This window comes from Stenotrophomonas tumulicola, from assembly GCF_014117215.1.
GTDB lineage: Bacteria > Pseudomonadota > Gammaproteobacteria > Xanthomonadales > Xanthomonadaceae > Stenotrophomonas > Stenotrophomonas tumulicola.
The window spans coordinates 20,841-40,349 of sequence record NZ_JACGXS010000016.1 but is presented as its reverse complement, the minus strand read 5'-3'; the positions used below and the strand labels follow the sequence as shown (position 1 = coordinate 40,349).

The window sequence follows — 19,509 nt, the reverse complement described above, 5'->3', positions numbered from 1 at the left end:
TTGATCCTGCTGGCTTCAAGGCTGCCCCCTCCCCCCCCCCCCCCCCAGAATGTAGATGCCGGTCAAGCCTTCCTTGTGAGGCAGGTCGAGATCCAGAAAGCTGCCCAACTTCGGGTGGATGCCGGGGACGATCACGTCCCTTAGGCTGAGTGCGCGGGTAAGAGGCATGGTCAAATATCCAGAGTGGTGGTGAGTCGGTCAGCGATCAGACGTGCGCTCACAGGTCCAGGGTGGACCCCGTCGGCGAACATGCCAAGGCCATTCATTTCGGTGTAGCTCCCCCAGTCGTAGATCGAGAAGAACTCGCAGCTGCGGCGCATGGACAAGGCGTAAAGGGCGCTGCGGAACATCACCAGATCTGATCGATTGGTGGGGCCGTTGCCGGTGCGCGGCGGCGCCACGAGCACGATCCCAACGCCAGGCTGACGCGCTCGCACGCCAGTGATCCACGCCTCCAGATTTGCAACGAACTCCTGATCACTCAGGTAGATTGCCGCGTCATTGGTTCCGAGGATGAACACGATCATATCCACGGCCATTTCCTGCAGGATTCCGTAGCCTGCGCTGGCCTGGATGAGGTTCACTGACAGGGAGCTGGAATTGCCGCACGGATTGAACGTGACGCCCTTTCGGCTGGGAGAGAGTGCCTCTAAGCCCAAGAGGTAGACCATGCCCGAGGTCCTCCGGATCTCGATGGGTGTGGCACCGGCCGGAATGGAAATGGTCACCGAACGGCGCTCGCCAGTGCCGCCACTAACAACGGGCGTCCACGTCGCGACTCCGCCGACGTAGTACCCCACATCGAAGTTTCCGGCAGTGTCGGTGTAGTGGACGCGGAGTTGCTCGGCATCGATTCCGTTCATGATCCACCGCGCACCATCAGCGGGCGTCGAACGGGCCCGAGCCGCAGCCGCGCTCCCTTGGAACGGTAACGCCAGAGGGTGCGGCCGTCGGCGTGAAGCGGCGTCTGAAATGCGGCGCCGTACTGCCGCTGCTGCACCAAGGACTTGATCGTGGCCTGCAGGCGCGGCCCAAGTCCCGTTGCATCGAACATGCCGTTGTCCAGCCATGCCGGGACGTTACCCGCCGAATCACGGACCAACGGCGCCAAGGCCTGAAGCACGTCGATTGCGTCGGAAGTGACGCCCTCATCGATCATCGCGCGCAGCACGGCCAGTTTGCCGGCGTCGCCAAGGCTGGAAAACGAAATGCCCTCTCCTTCGAAATAGAGCAGAACATTCAAGGCTGCATCGATGATTGCTGGCACGCGCTGTGAGGTCACAGGCAGGTTCGGAACGCGCGAATCAAGGTCGGAGAGATCGGCCTTCTCACTCAGTGAGTCAGCGCTGCGCCATTAGAGGCCGCCGGCGGTCATGATGTAGCGACTGCTGTTGCTCACCGCGGCGCCGGTAATCGGGTCCACATAAGTGCCTAGATCGCCAACCACCTCCGCGGTGCTGGCCACCGGCAACTGCCCGGCCCCAGCGGCAGCGCTCGCTGCCGCCCACGTAGCGAAGCCATACACCCGATTGCTGTCCAGAAATGACCGAAACTCCGCCTCATTCTCAGCAAGGAACTGATCCACCTCCCCTTCAAGGCCACTCCAGCTGCGCCGCGGCCTGTTGAACCGGTCCAGCCACGTGGCCCCGGCGCCGTTGATTCCCTCATCCAGATTCGTCGCATTGGCCAGCAGATCGCGCACGTCATCAGACGGCACCGGCTTGCCGGTTCCGGTGTTTGCCATTTCTTGTCTCTCCGTTGGGGGTTACGGCGCGTTCGCGTCGTCGTACTGATAGAAAGCCGGGTCGTACTGCAGCGCGGTCACGTCAACCGAACCGTCATCGCCCGGCACAAGCTCATCGATCACCGCGTCATAGCCCAGACGCGTGCTGTCGCTGCAGAAGATCAGCTCCGGCAAATCGACGGTGGGGTCGTCCATCAGCCACTGATACAGCGGCTTGCCGGCCGACAGCCGCGAGGCCGGGAACGACAGGGTGTGTTCGTCCACCCGCGTCGGGGTGATCACCGCCGACAGGCTGCCGTCCCGGAACCGAATGAAGCACCGCGGCTGCGCCTGGCTCCAGTCCAGGTATTCGCCCACCTGTACCACCACCAGCGTGCCTTCTTCCCAGGCATCCTCGATCATGGCGCTGGTGGTTCCCGAGCCCGGAATATCGTCCGTCAGCTTCACCCGGTCGCCGTACTCGTAGACCAGGCCCATTATCTCGGTCTTGGTGGGGTAGGTCAGGCGCTGGCCCTGATGCTTCATCAGCCGGCGCATGCCGATTCGCCAGGCGCGGTTGCAGTCGCCAACGCCCTGCAGCTCGAACGTCTCCACCTTCGTCGGGTTCGGAATGCCCGGCAACCGCCGATCCACTGGTCAGCGTGCACAAGGACACGGTGAGCGATTGGTTCAGCACCGACTCAAAAGTTGCTGGCATCGGCGGGAGCCTTCACCGGCTTCGGCACACCTTCTGCGCCCACATGGTGATCGCCGGCGTACCCCTGCGGCGCGTCCAGATTCTGGCCGGCCACTCCGACTATGCCACCACGGAGAAGTACTACGCCCACCTCACGCCTGAGGGCGATGACGAAGCAGTAGCGAAGCTAACTTATTGATTGGTCACCGTGACTACTGTGACCAAATGCTGTGGATAACGGATATATATGGAAATCTGGCACATCTTAAATCAACGTAAATAGTTGATTTCTGGTGACCCCGGCCCGATTCGAACGGGCGACCTTCCCCTTAGGAGGGGGACGCTCTATCCAGCTGAGCTACGGGGCCAGATCGAGGATGTGAAGGATACAGGCTGCGAACGCTAAGCACTACCGTGGATAGCGCACGGTCAGTAAGCAGGCGCTAGGTCCACGTATGCTGTCGCGCCCCCTCTGTACATTTAATGCAATCCATCTGGCACATTCTTTCCCTGTTGGGCGATAGCCGCGCGCTTCTGCCAACTGCCTCGATTCTAATCGGCGCAGGCCTATGGCAGATGCACCGCTGGCCCGCCCGATGGGCACTGGGTCTGGCGACGCTGGGGGGCGTGGTGCTTAGCTCCAAGCTGGCGTTCTTGGGATGGGGCGTAGGAATCGCCTGGATCGACTTCACTGGCTTCAGCGGGCACGCTGCGGTTTCTGCAGCGATATGGCCAGTGGTGTTCTACATGGCCACGCCTGGGCGGGTACCAGCGCACTGGGGCGCTCTGGCTGGACTTTTGCTGGCCGCAGGCATTGCGTATTCCCGGCTGCCACTTGGTGCTCATTCCTTATCGGAGGTGTTCAGCGGGTGGATCCTGGGCGCCCTGACCAGCACTTCAACCCTCGCAGCCGCTCAGGCCCAAGGGCGAATTCCAGCCAGATGGCTGGCTCTGGCTCTGGCTATTGGCACATGCGTGCCAATAGCGTTTCCTCAGCTTCACACGCATCAACTAGTCGTGACGCTGGCCAAGGCTCTCTCCGGGTCCGTGAAGGAGTTCGACAGGGCAGCGCTGCATCAACCTTGAGACCCCGTTCATCCTGGCAAATACGCAACTCATTGGCGCTATAGACAATTTGTTGACGTATTTGCCTTGACATCGGAAGCGAGATGCCGCGACTATAGAGACGATTGAAACCCCCCTCGCGGAGTAGGAGACCCCGTTTATGAACAAGATGTTTGCAGTACTGGCCCTCGTGGGTCTTTCTTCCCCGGTCCTGGCACAGGAAGCGCCGCAGGAGCCGCAGGAGCCGAGCACCGAAGTTGCCGGCCCCGACGCTTCCCGCTATTCGGCTGCGCAGATCACTGGTGCAGTCGTTGCAACCATCGCTACCGGCGCCGTGCTGTACAGCATTGCCGGCGACAGCACCGACGACAGCGGTGATGGCGATGATGGTACTGGCGGCACGGGTGGTACCGGCGGCACTGGCGGCACGGGTGGTACCGGCGGCTGATTGTCCCGTAGCTTGAATCGAAGCCCTCGCCGGGCGATGCTTGGCGAGGGTTTTTTATGCCTGCCGGAAACCAGCCTACCTCCATGAAAACAAAATTCTCCTGCATCGCAGCCGTCGTGTTAGCGTCCGCCACCTTGTCCGGTTGCGCGCTGTCCCCGGGCCAGCACCTGCGCCATAGCGACGTGTCCCGCGACCGGCAAAGCGACGATGGCCAATTGGAAATGGTCACCATCACGCCGAAGCTGATCGCCATGGATCGCGCATCGCGGGCCGAGCATGTGTTGCCTGCTGATCTCTTCGACTATGCGCCCGAGGAATACAAGGTAGGCGTGGGCGATGTTCTTTACATCACGGTATGGGACCACCCGGAGCTGACGGTTCCGGCAGGCTCCCAGCAGCAGGGTAATCTTGCCGGTCGGACAGTGCAGAGCGATGGCATGTTGTTCTACCCCTACATCGGCAAGGTGGAAGCCAAGGGCAAAACGCCCACCGCTATCCGGGAAGAGATCACTCGCCGCTTGGCGACGTACATCGAGTCTCCACAGGTGGACGTTTCGGTATTTACGTATGGCAGCCAGCGGGTCTGGGTAACGGGCGCTGCCGAACGTTCCAGCCCAATCCCGCTGGGAACGTCGCCACTGACCTTGGCTGACGCTATCAGCCAGACCGGATTGAACGCGCAACAGGCCGATCTGTCTGGGATCCGCCTGAGCCGTGATGGGGTGACCTACACGATCAACCTTGAGACACTGGCTAACCAATACGGTGGGCGCCAGCTGTTCCTCAAGGACGGCGACTCCATCTTTGTGCCCTATCTGGACCGCAAGGAAATTTTCGTCGTTGGTGAGGTGGGCTTGCCCGGCGCTTATAGCTTCCGCACCGGCGATGTGACGCTGAACCAGGCATTGGGGCGCGCGCGTGGGTTGAGCCAGACCACGTCCAAGGGCGACGCCGTCTACGTGATTCGCGGCTCCAAGGATCTGCAGGCTGAGCCCTCTGTCGTATACCAGCTTGAGGCACGCTCCCCCACCGCATTTGCCGTGGGAAGCCAGTTCATGCTTTCCCCGGGTGATGTTGTCTTTGTCGGCGCTGCCGGCGTGACGCGTTGGAATCGCTTCGTGAACCAGTTGCTGCCGTTCACCGCAATCATCAATAACGCGGCCAGCGCCAGCAACGATCTAGACAACTGACATGACGGGTCACCGTGTTGTGACAGGCAAAACACTGCCTTGGACCCAGGAGGCCCGGCGCCTCCTGATCGTCGCCTTGGTATTGCTGTTGGCAGGCTGCACGTCAGTCAGTCGCAGTACCAGCGATTCCTTCCGCCTGTTGTTCAACCGGCAGGTGGAGGTATCGCCAGAGCAGGTTGCTGCGAACCGCTTCCCGCAGGCCCAGATCCGTACGCCGGACCTGAGCGCCGTGATGGTGCTGGGCTATATCGATGAAGGCCAGCAGGTCTGGTATGCCGCTGACCATGCGGTGTTCCGCCTGGATGCCAATGGCCTGCTGGTGGGGACGACCGGCTTGGGGCGTGACCTGCAGGGCCGCATCATCGGCGCTTCGCCGTTTGGCCGCCTGACCGATGTTGTCGCCCCGATAACGGTACAGCGCGAATACGACTGGTTGCCCGCCTACGCGATGGGGGTGCAGGTGCAGGGAACCGTCACCCGTGCAGGCACCGACACGGTCGAGATCCTCGGCCGGAAACGGGAACTGGCACGGTTTGAAGAGGTATTGCGGGGCGGCGGCATGAAGGAGCGCAACATCTACTGGGCGGACCCCACCACGGGGTTCATCTGGAAGAGCAAGCAGTACCTGGCACCTGGCTACGCGGTGGAACTCGTGCAACTGAAGCCTTATCGCCAGGCAAAGGACTGATCATGAAATGCATGGCAGCAGCGATGATCGCTCCCCTGCTCTTCTGCGCATCCTTGTCAGCAAGTGCGCAGGAAACCAGCGCAGGAGCGCAGGTACGGGTTGAGGTATCGGGCAACGTCCGCACACCCGGGCAATTTGATATCCCTCCCGGCGGCCGTTTAGCCGATGCGCTGGTCGCCGCGCGCCCTGCGCCGGATGCGTACCTGCCGGGAGCGATGCTCCTGAAGCAGCAGGCCAAGGAGCAGCAGTTTCGCCTTCGCGCCGGCTTGGCACATGACCTTGCCCTGTTGCAGCGCAGCGCTGATGCCGATGTCCAGCAGGCCGCTGGCGTGTTGACCCAGTGGCTCGATGATCATCCGGCTACCGGCCGTGTGCGGCAATCTTTCGATATGCGCCTGATCCAGGTGCAGCCGCAATCCAATCCTGTGCTGGGCACTGGCGATGCCATTGTGGTGCCCAGCCGCCCGCAGGCGGTCCGCGTCATGGGCGCCGTGCTGGCCGAATGTCGCGTGCAGCACGAGCCGCTACGCGATGCCAAGGACTACCTGCGCGATTGCCCGGCCTCTGCCGCGGCTGATCGCAATGATATCTATGTCATCCAGCCCGATGGGTACGTCCAGAAGCTGGGCGTCGCACTGTGGAACCGCGCTGATCCACAGCCGATCGCACCCGGTGGCACCCTGTACGTGCCGCTGGCCGAATCCTCGGCGGGTGCCGTGGACGAGGCGTTCAACAGCGAATTCGCGGCGTTCATCGCCACCCAGCCCATCACGCCTTGATGAGTCGCATCTTGAATCGTTCGAAAGCCCATCGCCCTGTCGCCATTACCTTGACCGCGCTGGCGATGTCGATGTCCACGGCCCTGCATGCCCAGCAGGCGCCGCCGGCAACCGCCAGCGAATGGGGTGGCATTGGCCTGCTGCAGACACCTACCGCGCGCATGGCAGAGGATGGTGATATCGCGTTCACTGCCTCGCACAATTCGCCGTACAGCCGCTACAACTTGACCCTACAACCATTCCCTTGGCTGGAGGCCTCATTCCGCTATATCAACGTATCCAACATTAGATACGGCACTGATATTGCCGGAAACCAGAACTATAAGGACAAGTCGATCGATTTCAAGGTCCGCCTGTGGGAAGAAACACGCTGGTTACCAGATGTTTCTTTCGGCGTCCGCGATATCGGTGGTACCGGCTTCTTCTCCAGCGAATACCTGGTGGCGAACAAGCGCTTTGGCCCGGTCGACGCATCGGTTGGCTTGGCAACGGGCTATATCGGCAACCGTGGCGACTTTTCCAATCCACTCGGCGCAATCGACGACAAGTACAAGGACCGCCGACCGATTGCCAACAGCGACATCACCCAAGCCGGCAGGTTCGGCCTCAGCAACATGTTCAAGGGGCCCGTCGGCATTTTCGGAGGCGTGACCTGGCAGACGCCATTGGATGCCCTGCTTGTCAAGGTGGAATACGACGGCAATGACTACAAGCGAGAGCCACGCAGGAACAACCTCACCCAGAACACCCCTGTCAATGTCGGCCTGGTCTATGTTCCCAACAAGAACGTGGAACTGACCGCTGCCTGGGAGCGTGGGGATGCCGCGATGTTCTCGCTGACGCTGCGCGGAAACCCCGGCCATGCCAGTGCGGCGCCAAAGCCGTTCGACCCGCCGCCGGTTCGCGTCGGCGATCCCGATGCCCGTGTGGGCGGCGAAGCTGTCTCCCGCCAAGTGGCGACCGCGCCGGGAACGGCGACTGCAACGGGAACCACGACCGAAGCCGGCCAGCCCCGCGAGCAGGCCGACTGGGGCGCCATTGCATCCGCACTGCGCAGCAACGCGGGAATCAAGGTCGACTCCATTTCCCGCCGGGATGGTGAGCTGTTCATCGATGGGTACCAGACGGACTACATGAGCGCCGCCAAGGGACTCGGGCGCGCAGGCAGGATACTCAGCAATTCGCTGGGCGACGAATACGACTGGTACACGGTACGCAGCACCCGCCTGGGCATGCCCATCGCAGACATGTCGGTCAGCAGGCAGGCGCTGGAAGGCTATCTGGATGGGTCCGTCAGCGAAGACGTGCTGCGCCGGAGCACCGAACTGGAGGCGCCGTCGGTGATCTCCCGTGATGTGCTGTACCGCGCGCCCAGCGACCCCTTCAATGGCGGCTTCAGTGTCGGCTATCGCCAGAACCTGGGTGGCCCTGACGGCTTCATCCTGTACCAGGTGGCAGCCAATTATTCGGCAAGTTATTTCTTCCGGCCCAATGTCTGGCTTTCCGGCACCGCCAGCGTGGACCTGTTCAACAACTACGACAAGTTCAAGTACGACGCACCCAGCCGCCTGCCACGGGTACGCACGGACCTGCGCCAGTACATGACCACGTCCGATGTCGTGCTGCCCAACCTGCAGTTCAATACGGCAGGCCGCCTGGGCCGCGATACCTACGGCCTGGCATATGTGGGCTATCTGGAATGGATGTACGCCGGCGTGGGTGGCGAACTGCTATACCGGCCCATGGGCGAATCCTGGGCGATAGGCGCCAACCTCAACTGGGTGAAGCAGCGCGACTACGACCAGCATTTCGGGCTGCGCGATTACAGCGTCACCACTGGCCACGCCACGTTCTACTATTCATTCGATGCCAAGGAACGCATCGTCGGCTCGCTGTCGCTGGGCCGTTACCTGGCCGGCGACTACGGTGCCACCCTGAACATCGCCCGTGCATTCGACAACGGCGTGACCATGGGCGCCTATGCCACCAAGACCGATGTATCGGCTGCGGAATTTGGTGAAGGCAGCTTCGACAAGGGCATCTATTTCAGCATTCCCTTCGATATCGTCCTGCCGCGCTCCACACGTGGACGCGCCAACATCAACTGGAATCCGCTGATCCGTGACGGTGGCGCGATGCTGTCGCGCAGGTACCAGTTGTACAACGTCACCAGCGAGCGCGATGAGCGCTTCTTCTACGACAACCTGAAATCCATCGACGACTGATAACGTGAGGGCCGGCGCCAAGACGCCGGCCCTCATCGTTTCACAGGTGCCGCGACCAGCTCTGGATGCCGTCGGCCATCAGCTTGTAGACATGTTCGAACGCCGGCCGCTGCTGCCGGTAGGGATCGGGGATCTCACGTTCCTGCTGCCATTTGCCGAGCAGGAAGGTCTTGCCTGACGCTTCCGGTGCGATTTCCGCGATGCGGCGCACGTGCTTGCGTTCCATGGTCAGCACCAGGTCGGCCTGGGCCAGGATGGCATTGCTGATCTGGCGGGCGCGGTGGGTGCTGCCGTCCAGCCCCTGCTCCACCAGCAGCTGCTGGGCCGTGGCATCGATGCCATGGTCCACCAGCGCGCCCAGGCCTGCCGACGATACCTGGATCCCTTTTCCGACTACCTGTTGCCGCAGCATCACCTCGGCAGAGGGGCTTCGACAGATGTTTCCCACGCACACGAAAAGAATGTTCTTGAACAAAACGCTGATCCTGTTTGGCTACCGGCTTCAGTAAGCCGTCTTCTGCCCCAGCACCTTGAACGCTGTGAGTGCGATGATGCGCAGGTCCAGCGTCAGGCTCCAGCGGCGAATGTAGTCGATATCGTACTGCACTCGCTTCTTCATCGAACGCAGTTCCAGTGTTTCGCCACGCAGGCCATGCACCTGGGCCCAGCCGGTGATGCCCGGCTTCACGTAGTGCCGGTGCATGTAACGCACGATCAGCTTTTCGTACTGGGTGTTGTGCTGCACGGCGTGCGGGCGCGGCCCGACCACCGACATGCTGCCCCCCAGCACATTGAAGAACTGCGGCAGCTCATCCAGGCTGCTGCTGCGCAGGAAGGCGCCGAAGCGCGTCACGCGCGGATCATTGCGGCTGGCCTGGGTGATCTTGTCCGGGGTTTCCGCATGCATGCGCATGGAGCGGAATTTCAGCATCATGAACTCTTTGCCGCCCAGCCCGTGCCGGCGCTGGCGGAACAGCACCGGGCCCGGGGAGCTGAGTTTCACGCCTATCGCCAGCACCACCAGCAGCGGCGACAGCATGATGACGGCCACACTGGCTACCAGCAGGTCCTGCACCCGCTTGACGATCCGGAACTTCGATTCGGGCAGGCCCTGCCGCAGCCCGATCATCGGCACGCTGCCGACCTGGTGCACGCCGGGATTCAATGCGCCGTAACCGCTGATATCCGGAATGATCCGCACCGGCACCGGATACTTCTCGATCTGCTTCAACATTTCCTTGACCGGCTCGCCACTGCCGTGGAGCGAAATCCACAGCTGGTCGAATTCACCGCCGTGCTGGGCCATGTACTGCGGCACGTTTTCGATGGCACCCAGGCAACGCGGCCTGTCGCCGTCGGGGCGACTGGCGATATCGCCCGGGCTGGAAAAATACCCGACCACTTCCTGGCCAATCTCCGGCCGGTCACGCAACAGCCGGTGCAGCTTCAGGGCGGGGGCACGCAGGCCGACCAGCAGCACCCGCTGGCGGTCCAGGCCGCTGGCGCGCAGGCGGTGCAGCTGCATGCGCAGGCCAAGGCGGATGACGGTCATGCCGACCAGGCCCAGCCCGTACCAGCCCACCAGCCAGAACGTGGGCACGGCGTCGGCCATGTCGACCAGCACCGCATAGGTGGAGAACAGGGCGAACACGGCCGTCCAGGCCAGCAGCAGGACCCACAGGTCGGCCAGCAGGCCGCGCGCGCGCCACTGGCGATAGATGGGGGCGACGCCGAAACAGACGATGGTGCTCAGCAGGATCCCGCCGAACACCACCCGCTGGGACTGGGTGGGCGCCTGCATGCCGTTGCGGAGGATGTGGCTGAGGATGGCCGTACCGGGTACGACCAGCAGGTCGGCAAGGCGGAGGCTGAGTTCCAGGGCGGCCCGGGTCTCTACCCGGGCACGCGAATGGGGGCGCTGCTTGGGCAGGCCATCTACTGATCCATGTAGCAAGTCTACGTCTCCTGGTTCTGGCTTCACACGGCGCCTCTCTCTGTATTGAGCTGGTCTCCCCCTAGCCAGCGCATCACGAACGAATGGTTGGAACCGCGTTAATTTGACGCAAATGTACCAGAAAGTGTGTCTACTGGACCTCACTGTAAGCGTGAACGAGTTCACAGGTAGCTAGGATCAGGCCCAAAGCACGTCAAATATTTGACGCCCGTTCATGGTCTGGACAGGGGTGTGTCGGGGATGTGATTGCCGGGGTGGTTTTTCCGCATTCATCAAGCAGGCGGTGGCCCAGGGCGAGTCCAAGGCGGCGCCTCTGCTACCATCCCCGGTTCGATTGCCGCTCCCCCACATTGCCCGCGGCAGCATCAAAACACCGCAACGAAACAGGAGTTTGCATGTCTTCCGAGCTGCTCAAGGCCCTGGGCCTGGACGCGACCAACGCTGGCACCTACCTGGGCAACGGGGAGTGGTCCACCGCCACCGGCGGCGAGCTGATCACCCCGGTCAACCCGACCACCGGTGAGGCCATCGCCCAGGTCCGCGCCACCACCGACGACGAGTACGAGACCGTCATCGCCCGTGCCCAGGCCGCCTTCAAGGTATGGCGCACCACCCCGGCCCCCCGCCGTGGTGAGGCCGTGCGCCTGTGTGGCGAGGCACTGCGCGCCAACAAGGACGCGCTGGGTTCGCTGGTCGCGCTGGAGATGGGCAAGAGCAAGCCCGAGGGCGATGGCGAAGTGCAGGAGATGATCGACATCGCCGACTTCGCCGTGGGCCAGAGCCGCATGCTGTACGGCTACACCATGCATTCGGAGCGTCCCGGCCACCGCATGTACGAGCAGTACCACCCGCTGGGCCTGGTGGGCATCATCTCGGCCTTCAACTTCCCGGTGGCGGTGTGGAGCTGGAATGCGTTCCTGGCCGCCATCTGCGGCGACATCTGCATCTGGAAGCCGTCCAACAAGACCCCGCTGACCGCCATCGCGTCGATGAAGGTCTGCAACGATGCACTGCGCGAAGCCGGTTTCCCGGACATCTTCTTCCTGGTCAACGATGCCGGCACCACGCTGTCGGAAAAGCTGGTGGAGGACCGCCGCGTACCGCTGATCAGCTTCACCGGCTCCACCGCGGTGGGCCGCACCGTGAACGAAAAGGTCGCCCGCCGCCTGGGCCGTTGCCTGCTGGAACTGGGTGGCAACAACGCGATCATCCTGGACGAAACGGCCGACCTGAAGCTGGCCGTGCCGGGCATCGTGTTCGGCGCGGTCGGCACCGCCGGCCAGCGTTGCACCAGCACCCGCCGGCTGATCGTGCACCGTTCGATCTACCAGGACGTGCTGGCCACCCTGGTCAAGGCGTACAAGCAGGTGGAGGGCAAGATCGGCGACCCGACCGATGCAGCCAACCTGATGGGCCCGCTGAACAGCGAAAGCGCCGTGCAGCAGTTCCTCGATGCCATCGCCCAGGCCAAGGCCGCCGGCGGCACCATCGAAGCGGGTGGTACGCGCATCGATCGCGCCGGCAATTTCGTGCTGCCGGCCATCGTCAGCGGCCTGCAGAACAGTGATGCGGTGGTCCAGCACGAGACCTTCGCGCCGATCCTGTACGTGATGCCGTACGACACGCTGGATGAAGCCATCGACCTGCAGAACGGCGTGCCGCAGGGCCTGTCCTCGTCGATCTTCACCCAGAACCTGAAGACGGCCGAGCGTTTCCTGTCTGCTGCCGGCAGCGATTGCGGCATCGCCAACATCAACATCGGCACGTCCGGTGCGGAGATCGGCGGCGCCTTCGGCGGCGAGAAGGACACCGGCGGTGGCCGTGAGTCCGGTTCGGATGCGTGGAAGGTGTATATGCGCCGCCAGACCAACACCATCAACTACTCCGATTCGCTGCCGCTGGCACAGGGCATCAAATTCGACCTGTGATGGCCGAATGATGCCGTAGCGCCGGGCCATGCCCGGCGAACGCGCAGCCCGGCAACGCCGCATGCGCGTGAACGTTGTTATACGGGCAAAAGCCGCCGGGCATGGCCCGGCGCTACAAAAGCAAAGGGCCCGCCCGGTAGCGCCGGGCCATGCCCGGCGGGAAAAGAAGCAAAGGACCCGACCGGTAGCGCCGGGCCATGCCCGGCGGGAAAAGAAGGAAAAGGACCCGGCCGGTAGCGCCGGGCCATGCCCGGCGGGAAAAGAAGGAAAACGGCCCGGCCGGTAGCGCCGGGCCATGCCCGGCGGGAAAAGAAGGAAAACGGCCCGACCGGTAGCGCCGGGCCATGCCCGGCGGGAAAAGAAGGAAATTGCCATGAACGTTGGACCCAGGACATTGGATTTCACCGGCCGGCGCGTGCTGGTGGCCGGTGGCAGCAAGGGCATCGGCCGTTGCATCGCGCTGGCGTTCGCCGGTGCCGGGGCGGCGGTATCGGTGTGCGCACGTGGGCAGGCCGGGCTGGATGCCTTGCAGGCCGATGCCCATGCCCAAGGCATAGCGCTGCATGTCCATGCCGGCGATCTCTCCCGCCTGGAACAGATCGACCACTGGCTGCATGCGGCCGCCGACGCGCTCGGTGGCATCGATGTACTGGTCAACAACGCCACCGGTTATGGCATGGCCGACGACGAGGACGGCTGGGCCGCCAGCCTGCAGGTGGACCTGATGGCGGCCGTACGCGCCTCGCGGCTGGCATTGCCGTGGCTGCGGGCTTCGGCCGATGCCTGCATCCTCAACCTGTCATCCATCGCCGCCCAGCAGCCGCGCCCGGGCGCGGCACCCTATGGGGCGACCAAGGCAGCGCTATCGCACTACACCACCAGCCAGGCACTGGCGCTGGCGCCGGACCGCATCCGGGTCAATGCCATCGCGCCGGGCTCCATCGCCTTCGCCGACGGCCTGTGGGAACGACGACGCACGGAGGATCCCGCGCTGTACCAGGCCACCCTGGCGAAGATTCCGTTCGGTCGGTTCGGCGAACCCGGCGAGGTTGCCGATGCCGCCCTGTTCCTGTGCTCGCCGCTGGCGCGCTGGATCACCGGGCACGTCCTCAATGTCGACGGTGGTCAGGTTCTGATGGGCTAATGGGGGCACAACCTCTATCATGGCCGGGTCTTCATGGAGGTCCCGCATGAGCGTGCCAGACTCCGCATCGCGCTTTTCCAACCGGGTGGAGGACTACGTCCGGTTCCGTCCCGGCTATCCCGCCGCCCTGCTGCAGTGGCTGCACGATGCGCAGGGCGTGCCTTCCCGCTCGCTGGTGGCCGACATCGGTGCCGGCACCGGCATTTCCAGCCAGATGCTGCTGGCGGCCGGTCATCCGGTGATTGCCGTGGAGCCCAACGCCGCCATGCGTGCGGCCGCCGAACAATGGCTGGGCAGCGAATACCCCAACTTCCGCGCCGTGGACGGCACCGCCGAAGCCACCGGGCTGGCCGATGCCAGCGTCGGCCTGGTCAGCGCCGCGCAGGCCTTCCACTGGTTCGATACCACCGCCGTGCGCCGCGAATGGCAGCGCATCCTGGCACCCGGCGGACAGGTGCTGGTGTTCTGGAATTCGCGGCTGCTGGACGCATCGCCCTTCCTGCGCGGCTACGAACAGCTGCTGCTGGATTTCGGCACCGACTACAGCGCCGTGGCCGAGCGCTACCAGACCGACGACGAAATGCGCGCCTGGTTCGGCAGCGGCCTGCAGGCCATCGGCCATTTCCCCAACGTGCAGATGCTGGACTTCGATGCCCTGCGCGGCCGCCTGCTCTCTTCCTCGTATGCCCCCACTGCCGGCCAGCCAAAGCATGCGCCGATGCTGGCCGCGCTGCGGGATCTGTTCGATACCCATGCCGTCGATGGCCGGGTCGCCTTTGAATACCAAACCCGTGCCTTCCTTGGCATGCTGGACTGATCTGCCCATGTACTCGCTTGCCCGTCCCCTGCTGTTTTCCTTCGATGCCGAACGCGCCCACGGCCTGGGGCTGTCTGCCCTGGATACCGCCTACCGCCTCGGCACCACGCCATTGCTTGCCCCGCGCATCGCCCCGCTGCCAACCACCGCGTTCGGGCTGACCTTTCCCAATCCTGTCGGCCTGGCCGCTGGCCTGGACAAGAATGGCGCGCATATCGAGGCCCTGTTCGCGCTGGGTTTCGGTTCGGTGGAGATCGGCACCATCACGCCGCGACCGCAGGCGGGCAACCCGAAGCCGCGCCTGTTCCGCCTGCCGGCGCAGCGCGCGATCATCAACCGCATGGGCTTCAACAACGATGGCGTGGATGCGCTGGTGCGCAACGTAGAACGGGTGCGTGACCGCCGTGGCCTGCTCGGCATCAACATCGGCAAGAACAAGGACACCCCCAACGAACAGGCGCTGGACGATTACATCGCGTGCCTGGACAAGGTGTATCCGCTGGCCGACTACATCACCGTCAACATCTCTTCGCCCAATACCGCCGGCCTGCGCGAGCTGCAGGAAGAAAATGCGCTGCGGCAGCTGGTGGCCGGCCTGCGCGAGCGCCAGGAACAACTGGCCAGCCAGCACGGCAAGCGCGTGCCGATGCTGGTGAAGGTGGCCCCTGACCTCAACGAGCGCGACATCGATGCCGCTGCACGCGTGCTGGCCGAACTGCAGGTGGATGGCGTGATCGCCACCAACACCACCATCGACCGCACCGCCATCGCCGGCGATGCGCTGGCCAACCAGGCCGGTGGATTGTCCGGCGCGCCGCTGCTGGACCAGTCCACGCTGGTGCTGCGCCGCCTGCGCGCGCGGCTGCCGGAAAGCGTGCCGCTGGTGGGTGTCGGCGGCATTTCCTCCGGTGCCGATGCGGTGGCCAAGATGGCCGCCGGTGCCACGCTGGTGCAGTGTTACAGCGGGCTGGTGTTCCGCGGCCCGGTGCTGGTGTCCGAATGCGTGGAGGCGATACGCCGCCGCCGCGAGGCCCCCAGTCGCGGCGCGGTGGGGGGCCTGTGATGCCGGCTGCCGCATGGACCATGACCGAAAACGCCTCGCTGCGTGCCCTCAACACCTTCCATGTGCAGGCCAGTGCCGAGCGCCTGCTGGAACTGCATGCGGCGGCCGCGCTGCCCGATGCGCTGGCCCTGCACGAGGTGGCCGGTGGGCCGCTGCTGGTGCTGGGCAGTGGCAGCAACGTGCTGCTGGCCGATGACGTGGCAGGCACCGTGCTGGTGTTCACCGACCGCGCCATCGACATACTGGAACACCGCGCCGACCATGCCGTGGTGCGCGCCGGCGCCGGCGTAGGCTGGCATGCACTGGTGACCTGGTCGCTGCAGCACGGGCTGTCCGGGCTGGAGAACCTGGCCTTGATTCCCGGCACCGCCGGTGCCGCGCCGATCCAGAACATCGGGGCGTATGGCGCCCAGGTGGGCGAGTTCATCCAGACCGTGGAAGCCTGGGACCGCCACGAGGCCGATTGGGTGCGGCTGGACAACGAACAGTGCGGCTTCGCTTACCGCGACAGCGTGTTCAAGCAGCAGCCGGACCGTTACCTGATCGCCGCCATCGAACTGAGGCTGCCGTTGCTGCATGACCTGCGCATGGAATACGCGGGCATCACCGAGGAACTGCAGGCACAGGGCGTGGAGCTGCCCAGTGCGGTGGACGTGGCCAATGCGGTGATCGCCATCCGCCGCCGCAAGCTGCCCGACCCGGATGTGCTGGGCAACGCCGGCAGCTTCTTCAAGAACCCGGTGATCGCCCAGGAGCAGGTGGACGTGCTGCTGCAGTCGTTCCCCGACCTGCCAGTATACCCGGCCGAACGCGATGACCAGCGCAAGCTGTCGGCGGCGTGGATGATCGAACACTGTGGCTGGAAGGGTTTCCGCGAAGGCGATGCCGGCGTGGCCCCCACCCACGCGCTGGTGCTGGTCAACCACGGCAACGCGACCGGTGCGGAACTGCTCGCGCTGGCACGCCGCATCTCCGCCTCGGTGCTGGAAACGTTCGCCGTGGCCATCGAACCGGAACCGCGGCTGATCGGCGCACAGTGGTGACCCCTGCCCTGTCGAGCACCGGCGCGCCGCCGATGCGTGCGGCCTGGCTGATGCTGGGCAGCACGTTGTCGTTCGCGATGATGGCGCTGGCCATCCGCTATGCCACCGCTTACGTGCCCACCCAGGAGGTGGCGTTCTTCCGCAACGCCTTCGGGCTGCTGGCGCTGCTGCCGATGCTGATGCGCCCCGGTCGCGCACCGCTGAAGACGCGGCAGTTGCCGCGCTACTTCATGCGCAGTGCGATCGGCCTGGCCTCGATGCTGTGCGGTTTCTGGGCGCTGGGCCACCTGCCGATGGCACAGGCGGTGTCGCTGTCCTATTCCACGCCCCTGTTCGTGACCATCGCGGCGGTGCTGTGGCTGGGCGAGACGGTGCGCGTGCGGCGTTGGGCCGCCGTGGTAGCCGGCTTCATCGGGGTATTGGTGATCGTGCGCCCTGGCACGGCCGGCTTCACGGCCGGCAGCCTGGTCGCGGTGGCCGCCGCGGTGCTCAGTTCGGTGGTGGCGATCCAGATCAAGCAGCTGACGCGCGTGGACAGCGCCGACACGGTGGTGTTCTACACCTATGTGTTCTGGGTGCCGCTGTCGCTGGTGCCGGCGCTGTTCGTGTGGGTGTGGCCGGCCGGCATCGCCTGGCTGTGGCTGGCCGCGACCGGCCTGATGGGCACGCTGGGCCAACTGCTGTGGACCCGTGCGCTGCGCCTGGGCGAGGTGTCGGCGTTGACCCCGATCAGCTTCATGCAGTTGCCGGTGCTCAGCGTGTTCGCCTGGCTGTTGTTCGGCGAAGTGCTGGACGGCTGGACGATCACCGGGGCGTTGATCATCCTCGGCTCCAACGCGTATATCGCGCACCGCGAGGCGGTATTGGCCCGCCGCGCCGCCAGCCAGGCGGCCAGCGCCGCTGCCAAGCCGGGCGAATAACCGCGCCGATGGCGGCGGCTCCTCTCCGCCAAATTCCTAAGTATTGCTTGACATGTAGAGGCTTTTATCTTCACTTCTACCAAAATACCTACCAAAGGCGCGACCCATTGGCCGCGCCTTTGGCTTATCTGGGACAGGTTGGGGCGCGCTGGTTAGCTTTGGGGGGATTTGGGAGCCGCTCTAGCCAACCATATGTCGGCGAACCCGGCTTGCTAGGCCGTCCGGAAAACTGATGAGAGCGCCCCCTCCCCTGTAGGCAATTTGCTGATCTGCTGTGCTTTGAGCGACCGATGCCCCTCATGAATAAGCATTCCCAAGGCATATGAGCATCTACGCCAAAACGATCAAATCTGTGCGTGAGGTCAAGACCATCAACGCCCACATGCTGGCTTTCCGTGAAGGATGGCGTGGCGCAGGTGGCCCTGCATGCCTACAGGCTCGTCGTCAGAAAGTACCTCCCTGACGACTTTCCCGCCTTGCAGCAGAAATATCTGGCTGACTGGCAAAAGCCCTTCCGCAGCAACGTCAAGGTTCAATACGAATACCAGGGACAGCAAGGCCCTAGCCAATCCCTTGATGGAACGCCCAACGACTGATCCAGATTCGACTAACAGGTCTCAACATCCTTTAGCGCTGGCCGCAGCAGCAACGCGCAACCGGAAACACTCGCTGACCTACCTCCCTCTATGGTTGGCTGGAAGACATCGAAGCAGAACTGGATGCAGGGGCCGGCATCGCCTGATCCAGCGCGTCGACCATTTCGAGGTCGCCCAACGCCCAATAACTGGATCGTATTAACGAGGACGCTTCAAAGTCAGCGTGCTCTCGAACTCTGAGAGCGGAGATGGAAGCGAGCTCAGACCAGTGGAGTGCGCGAAATTCCCTTTACGCACTAAATCCAGAAAAAGATAAATCCACACACGCGAAGGGGTCGGGAGCACTAGCTCCCGACCCCTTCGGTTTCATGTCTCACTGCTGCATTAACGATTGACTCAGCAGCCCACCTTGGGCAAACACCGCGATTTCTTTAGCTGACGCTGTAGATGCGAATTTCGCATAGTGCACCCATGTGCATTTCCGACCTGCTGGAGCCCAGCGACGCACTTCCGAGCAGCTGTTACGACTCTACCCACAGCGCTACTTGCTTGTCTGCATACCCATCTACCAAGCGATGCTCATATTCAAGACCTATCCTGCACCTGCATCCACTTGCCACCATGCAGCACGTACTGTGCAGGCTCCTCAATCGAAGGACAGCAGTCCGGATCATCCGGGACCTGCATCAGCAGGGTCAGGTGGACCGATGCATCCTTGATGACGATGTCCTTAACCACCATGCCGAGCCCGGCCACCGACGTAGTGGCAATTAGATGAAGTTGTCCTGCCGGTTCACGTAAAAACGCAGCCAGATTGGTGCCAGCCCCGTTGCCGCCGCCCTGGCCTTCCAGTGTGTACATCACCACCACGTCGGGTTTGAAGTCCCCGGTCAGGTCGCCTTCCACCTGCTTGCGCGCTTCCTTGTACTCAGTAGCACCGTCCGCCTGCTTGGCCGCCTCCGCGATGGCAGCATCGATCACCTCGGCATCCGGGGTAATGCTTGGCTCTTCCTGCTTCCAAGGCTCGTCTTGCCCTGATTTGGCAGCTTCCTGAGCCTTGTCCGGCTCGCACTGGATGGCCTCGGCTTCCGAACGCTTGGTGCCTGCCGGCACTTCACATCCCGCCAGGTTGATCTCCCCAGCTCTCGTCACTTCTTCGCTCTTGCTGCAGCCAGCCAAGGTCATCCCCACCAGCAGTGCCAGACTGGCCTTGTAGATCTGCTTCATGC

The 19,509-nt window shown here is 63.6% G+C and carries 21 protein-coding genes, 1 tRNA gene and 1 pseudogene; 15 read left to right on the top strand and 8 right to left on the bottom strand.

Translation table 11 applies throughout. From position 1 onward, the window contains the following. Nucleotides 1–170: 170 nt before the first annotated feature. The 4 genes from H4O11_RS18360 to H4O11_RS18345 form a co-directional block, all read right to left on the bottom strand. A complete protein-coding gene (locus H4O11_RS18360; RefSeq protein WP_182342126.1) occupies nt 171–863 on the bottom strand; it encodes an SGNH/GDSL hydrolase family protein in 693 nt (230 codons plus the stop codon). Beyond that, nucleotides 860–1,243, bottom strand: coding sequence for a hypothetical protein (locus H4O11_RS18355; RefSeq protein WP_182342123.1), 384 nt, complete (start codon nt 1,241–1,243; stop codon nt 860–862). The genes H4O11_RS18360 and H4O11_RS18355 overlap by 4 nt, the downstream gene beginning before the upstream one ends. A 111-nt stretch (nt 1,244–1,354) precedes the next feature. Next, complete coding sequence (locus tag H4O11_RS18350) at nt 1,355–1,744, bottom strand: hypothetical protein (RefSeq protein WP_182342120.1); 390 nt, start codon at nt 1,742–1,744, stop codon at nt 1,355–1,357. A gap of 21 nt (nt 1,745–1,765) precedes the next feature. After that, nucleotides 1,766–2,365, bottom strand: a complete 600-nt coding sequence (locus H4O11_RS18345) for a hypothetical protein (RefSeq protein WP_182342117.1) — start codon at nt 2,363–2,365, stop codon at nt 1,766–1,768. 35 nt (nt 2,366–2,400) lie between these two features. Between H4O11_RS18345 and H4O11_RS18340 the strand changes: the two genes are divergently transcribed. Beyond that, the gene (locus H4O11_RS18340) at nt 2,401–2,619 is read left to right on the top strand and encodes a tyrosine-type recombinase/integrase (RefSeq protein WP_343042859.1); all 219 of its coding nucleotides are present in this window, start codon (nt 2,401–2,403) and stop codon (nt 2,617–2,619) included. A 92-nt stretch (nt 2,620–2,711) separates the two neighbouring features. On the opposite strand, the gene H4O11_RS18335 is transcribed toward H4O11_RS18340, so the two are convergent. Continuing rightward, nucleotides 2,712–2,788, bottom strand: a tRNA-Arg gene (locus H4O11_RS18335). A 115-nt stretch (nt 2,789–2,903) separates the two neighbouring features. On the opposite strand from H4O11_RS18335, the gene H4O11_RS19630 reads away from it, so the two are divergent. The 7 genes and pseudogenes from H4O11_RS19630 to H4O11_RS18305 all read left to right on the top strand — a co-directional run bounded on the left by H4O11_RS19630 (nt 2,904) and on the right by H4O11_RS18305 (nt 8,815). Continuing rightward, the gene (locus H4O11_RS19630) at nt 2,904–3,506 is read left to right on the top strand and encodes a phosphatase PAP2 family protein (protein WP_182342113.1); all 603 of its coding nucleotides are present in this window, start codon (nt 2,904–2,906) and stop codon (nt 3,504–3,506) included. 139 nt (nt 3,507–3,645) lie between these two features. Continuing rightward, nucleotides 3,646–3,933, top strand: coding sequence for a hypothetical protein (locus H4O11_RS18325; RefSeq protein WP_182342110.1), 288 nt, complete (start codon nt 3,646–3,648; stop codon nt 3,931–3,933). A gap of 83 nt (nt 3,934–4,016) precedes the next feature. After that, nucleotides 4,017–5,123, top strand: coding sequence for a polysaccharide biosynthesis/export family protein (locus tag H4O11_RS18320; RefSeq protein WP_182342107.1), 1,107 nt, complete (start codon nt 4,017–4,019; stop codon nt 5,121–5,123). Nucleotides 5,124–5,199: 76 nt separating this feature from the next. Continuing rightward, nucleotides 5,200–5,811 (top strand): YjbF family lipoprotein, encoded by a 612-nt coding sequence (locus H4O11_RS18315; RefSeq protein ID WP_246333608.1) that lies wholly within the window; start codon nt 5,200–5,202, stop codon nt 5,809–5,811. 2 nt (nt 5,812–5,813) lie between these two features. Next, nucleotides 5,814–6,194: pseudogene (locus H4O11_RS19625) on the top strand (capsule biosynthesis GfcC D2 domain-containing protein); the annotation flags it as partial. 6 nt (nt 6,195–6,200) lie between these two features. Continuing rightward, nucleotides 6,201–6,590, top strand: a complete 390-nt coding sequence (locus tag H4O11_RS19510; protein WP_343042857.1) for a capsule biosynthesis GfcC family protein — start codon at nt 6,201–6,203, stop codon at nt 6,588–6,590. Between the two features lie 11 nt (nt 6,591–6,601). Continuing rightward, nucleotides 6,602–8,815, top strand: coding sequence for a YjbH domain-containing protein (locus H4O11_RS18305; RefSeq protein ID WP_281367605.1), 2,214 nt, complete (start codon nt 6,602–6,604; stop codon nt 8,813–8,815). A 40-nt stretch (nt 8,816–8,855) separates the two neighbouring features. On the opposite strand, the gene H4O11_RS18300 is transcribed toward H4O11_RS18305, so the two are convergent. Together H4O11_RS18300 and H4O11_RS18295 are read right to left on the bottom strand one after the other, a co-directional pair. Further along, nucleotides 8,856–9,290 carry a low molecular weight protein-tyrosine-phosphatase gene (locus H4O11_RS18300; protein WP_182342095.1) on the bottom strand — a complete coding sequence of 145 codons (435 nt, stop codon included), beginning with the start codon at nt 9,288–9,290 and terminating at the stop codon, nt 8,856–8,858. A gap of 27 nt (nt 9,291–9,317) precedes the next feature. Then, a complete protein-coding gene (locus H4O11_RS18295) occupies nt 9,318–10,769 on the bottom strand; it encodes an undecaprenyl-phosphate glucose phosphotransferase (RefSeq protein ID WP_182342092.1) in 1,452 nt (483 codons plus the stop codon). A 395-nt stretch (nt 10,770–11,164) separates the two neighbouring features. Here H4O11_RS18295 and amaB point away from each other — a divergent pair, with 395 nt between their 5' ends. The 7 genes from amaB to H4O11_RS18260 all read left to right on the top strand — a co-directional run bounded on the left by amaB (nt 11,165) and on the right by H4O11_RS18260 (nt 18,280). After that, entirely contained in the window at nt 11,165–12,697 is a 1,533-nt protein-coding gene (amaB, locus tag H4O11_RS18290) for an L-piperidine-6-carboxylate dehydrogenase (RefSeq protein WP_182342089.1), read from the top strand. Between the two features lie 373 nt (nt 12,698–13,070). Beyond that, nucleotides 13,071–13,841, top strand: coding sequence for an SDR family NAD(P)-dependent oxidoreductase (locus tag H4O11_RS18285; RefSeq protein ID WP_182342087.1), 771 nt, complete (start codon nt 13,071–13,073; stop codon nt 13,839–13,841). A gap of 46 nt (nt 13,842–13,887) precedes the next feature. Beyond that, nucleotides 13,888–14,658, top strand: coding sequence for a class I SAM-dependent methyltransferase (locus tag H4O11_RS18280; RefSeq protein ID WP_182342084.1), 771 nt, complete (start codon nt 13,888–13,890; stop codon nt 14,656–14,658). A gap of 7 nt (nt 14,659–14,665) precedes the next feature. Next, nucleotides 14,666–15,721 carry a quinone-dependent dihydroorotate dehydrogenase gene (locus H4O11_RS18275; RefSeq protein WP_182342081.1) on the top strand — a complete coding sequence of 352 codons (1,056 nt, stop codon included), beginning with the start codon at nt 14,666–14,668 and terminating at the stop codon, nt 15,719–15,721. Further along, the gene (gene murB / locus H4O11_RS18270) at nt 15,721–16,764 is read left to right on the top strand and encodes a UDP-N-acetylmuramate dehydrogenase (RefSeq protein WP_182342078.1); all 1,044 of its coding nucleotides are present in this window, start codon (nt 15,721–15,723) and stop codon (nt 16,762–16,764) included. Before H4O11_RS18275 ends, murB begins: the two co-directional genes overlap by 1 nt. 32 nt (nt 16,765–16,796) lie before the next feature. After that, nucleotides 16,797–17,684 (top strand): DMT family transporter, encoded by an 888-nt coding sequence (locus tag H4O11_RS18265; protein WP_182342135.1) that lies wholly within the window; start codon nt 16,797–16,799, stop codon nt 17,682–17,684. A gap of 407 nt (nt 17,685–18,091) precedes the next feature. Beyond that, the gene (locus tag H4O11_RS18260) at nt 18,092–18,280 is read left to right on the top strand and encodes a hypothetical protein (protein WP_220466837.1); all 189 of its coding nucleotides are present in this window, start codon (nt 18,092–18,094) and stop codon (nt 18,278–18,280) included. A 585-nt stretch (nt 18,281–18,865) separates the two neighbouring features. Here the strand turns inward: H4O11_RS18260 and H4O11_RS18255 are convergent. Then, nucleotides 18,866–19,507, bottom strand: coding sequence for a hypothetical protein (locus tag H4O11_RS18255; protein ID WP_246333607.1), 642 nt, complete (start codon nt 19,505–19,507; stop codon nt 18,866–18,868). Nucleotides 19,508–19,509: the final 2 nt, after the last annotated feature.

Bases quoted from the DNA above. Each gene is read 5' to 3' on its own strand.
- H4O11_RS18360 (WP_182342126.1), bottom strand. From the start codon at position 863: ATGAACGGAATCGATGCCGAGCAACTCCGCGTCCACTACACCGACACT.
- H4O11_RS18350 (WP_182342120.1), bottom strand. From the start codon at position 1,744: ATGGCAAACACCGGAACCGGCAAGCCGGTGCCGTCTGATGACGTGCGC.
- H4O11_RS19630 (WP_182342113.1), top strand. From the start codon at position 2,904: ATGCAATCCATCTGGCACATTCTTTCCCTGTTGGGCGATAGCCGCGCG.
- H4O11_RS18325 (WP_182342110.1), top strand. From the start codon at position 3,646: ATGAACAAGATGTTTGCAGTACTGGCCCTCGTGGGTCTTTCTTCCCCG.
- H4O11_RS18320 (WP_182342107.1), top strand. From the start codon at position 4,017: ATGAAAACAAAATTCTCCTGCATCGCAGCCGTCGTGTTAGCGTCCGCC.
- H4O11_RS19510 (WP_343042857.1), top strand. From the start codon at position 6,201: ATGCGCCTGATCCAGGTGCAGCCGCAATCCAATCCTGTGCTGGGCACT.
- amaB (WP_182342089.1), top strand. From the start codon at position 11,165: ATGTCTTCCGAGCTGCTCAAGGCCCTGGGCCTGGACGCGACCAACGCT.
- H4O11_RS18285 (WP_182342087.1), top strand. From the start codon at position 13,071: ATGAACGTTGGACCCAGGACATTGGATTTCACCGGCCGGCGCGTGCTG.
- H4O11_RS18280 (WP_182342084.1), top strand. From the start codon at position 13,888: ATGAGCGTGCCAGACTCCGCATCGCGCTTTTCCAACCGGGTGGAGGAC.
- H4O11_RS18275 (WP_182342081.1), top strand. From the start codon at position 14,666: ATGTACTCGCTTGCCCGTCCCCTGCTGTTTTCCTTCGATGCCGAACGC.
- murB (WP_182342078.1), top strand. From the start codon at position 15,721: ATGCCGGCTGCCGCATGGACCATGACCGAAAACGCCTCGCTGCGTGCC.
- H4O11_RS18265 (WP_182342135.1), top strand. From the start codon at position 16,797: ATGCGTGCGGCCTGGCTGATGCTGGGCAGCACGTTGTCGTTCGCGATG.
- H4O11_RS18255 (WP_246333607.1), bottom strand. From the start codon at position 19,507: ATGAAGCAGATCTACAAGGCCAGTCTGGCACTGCTGGTGGGGATGACC.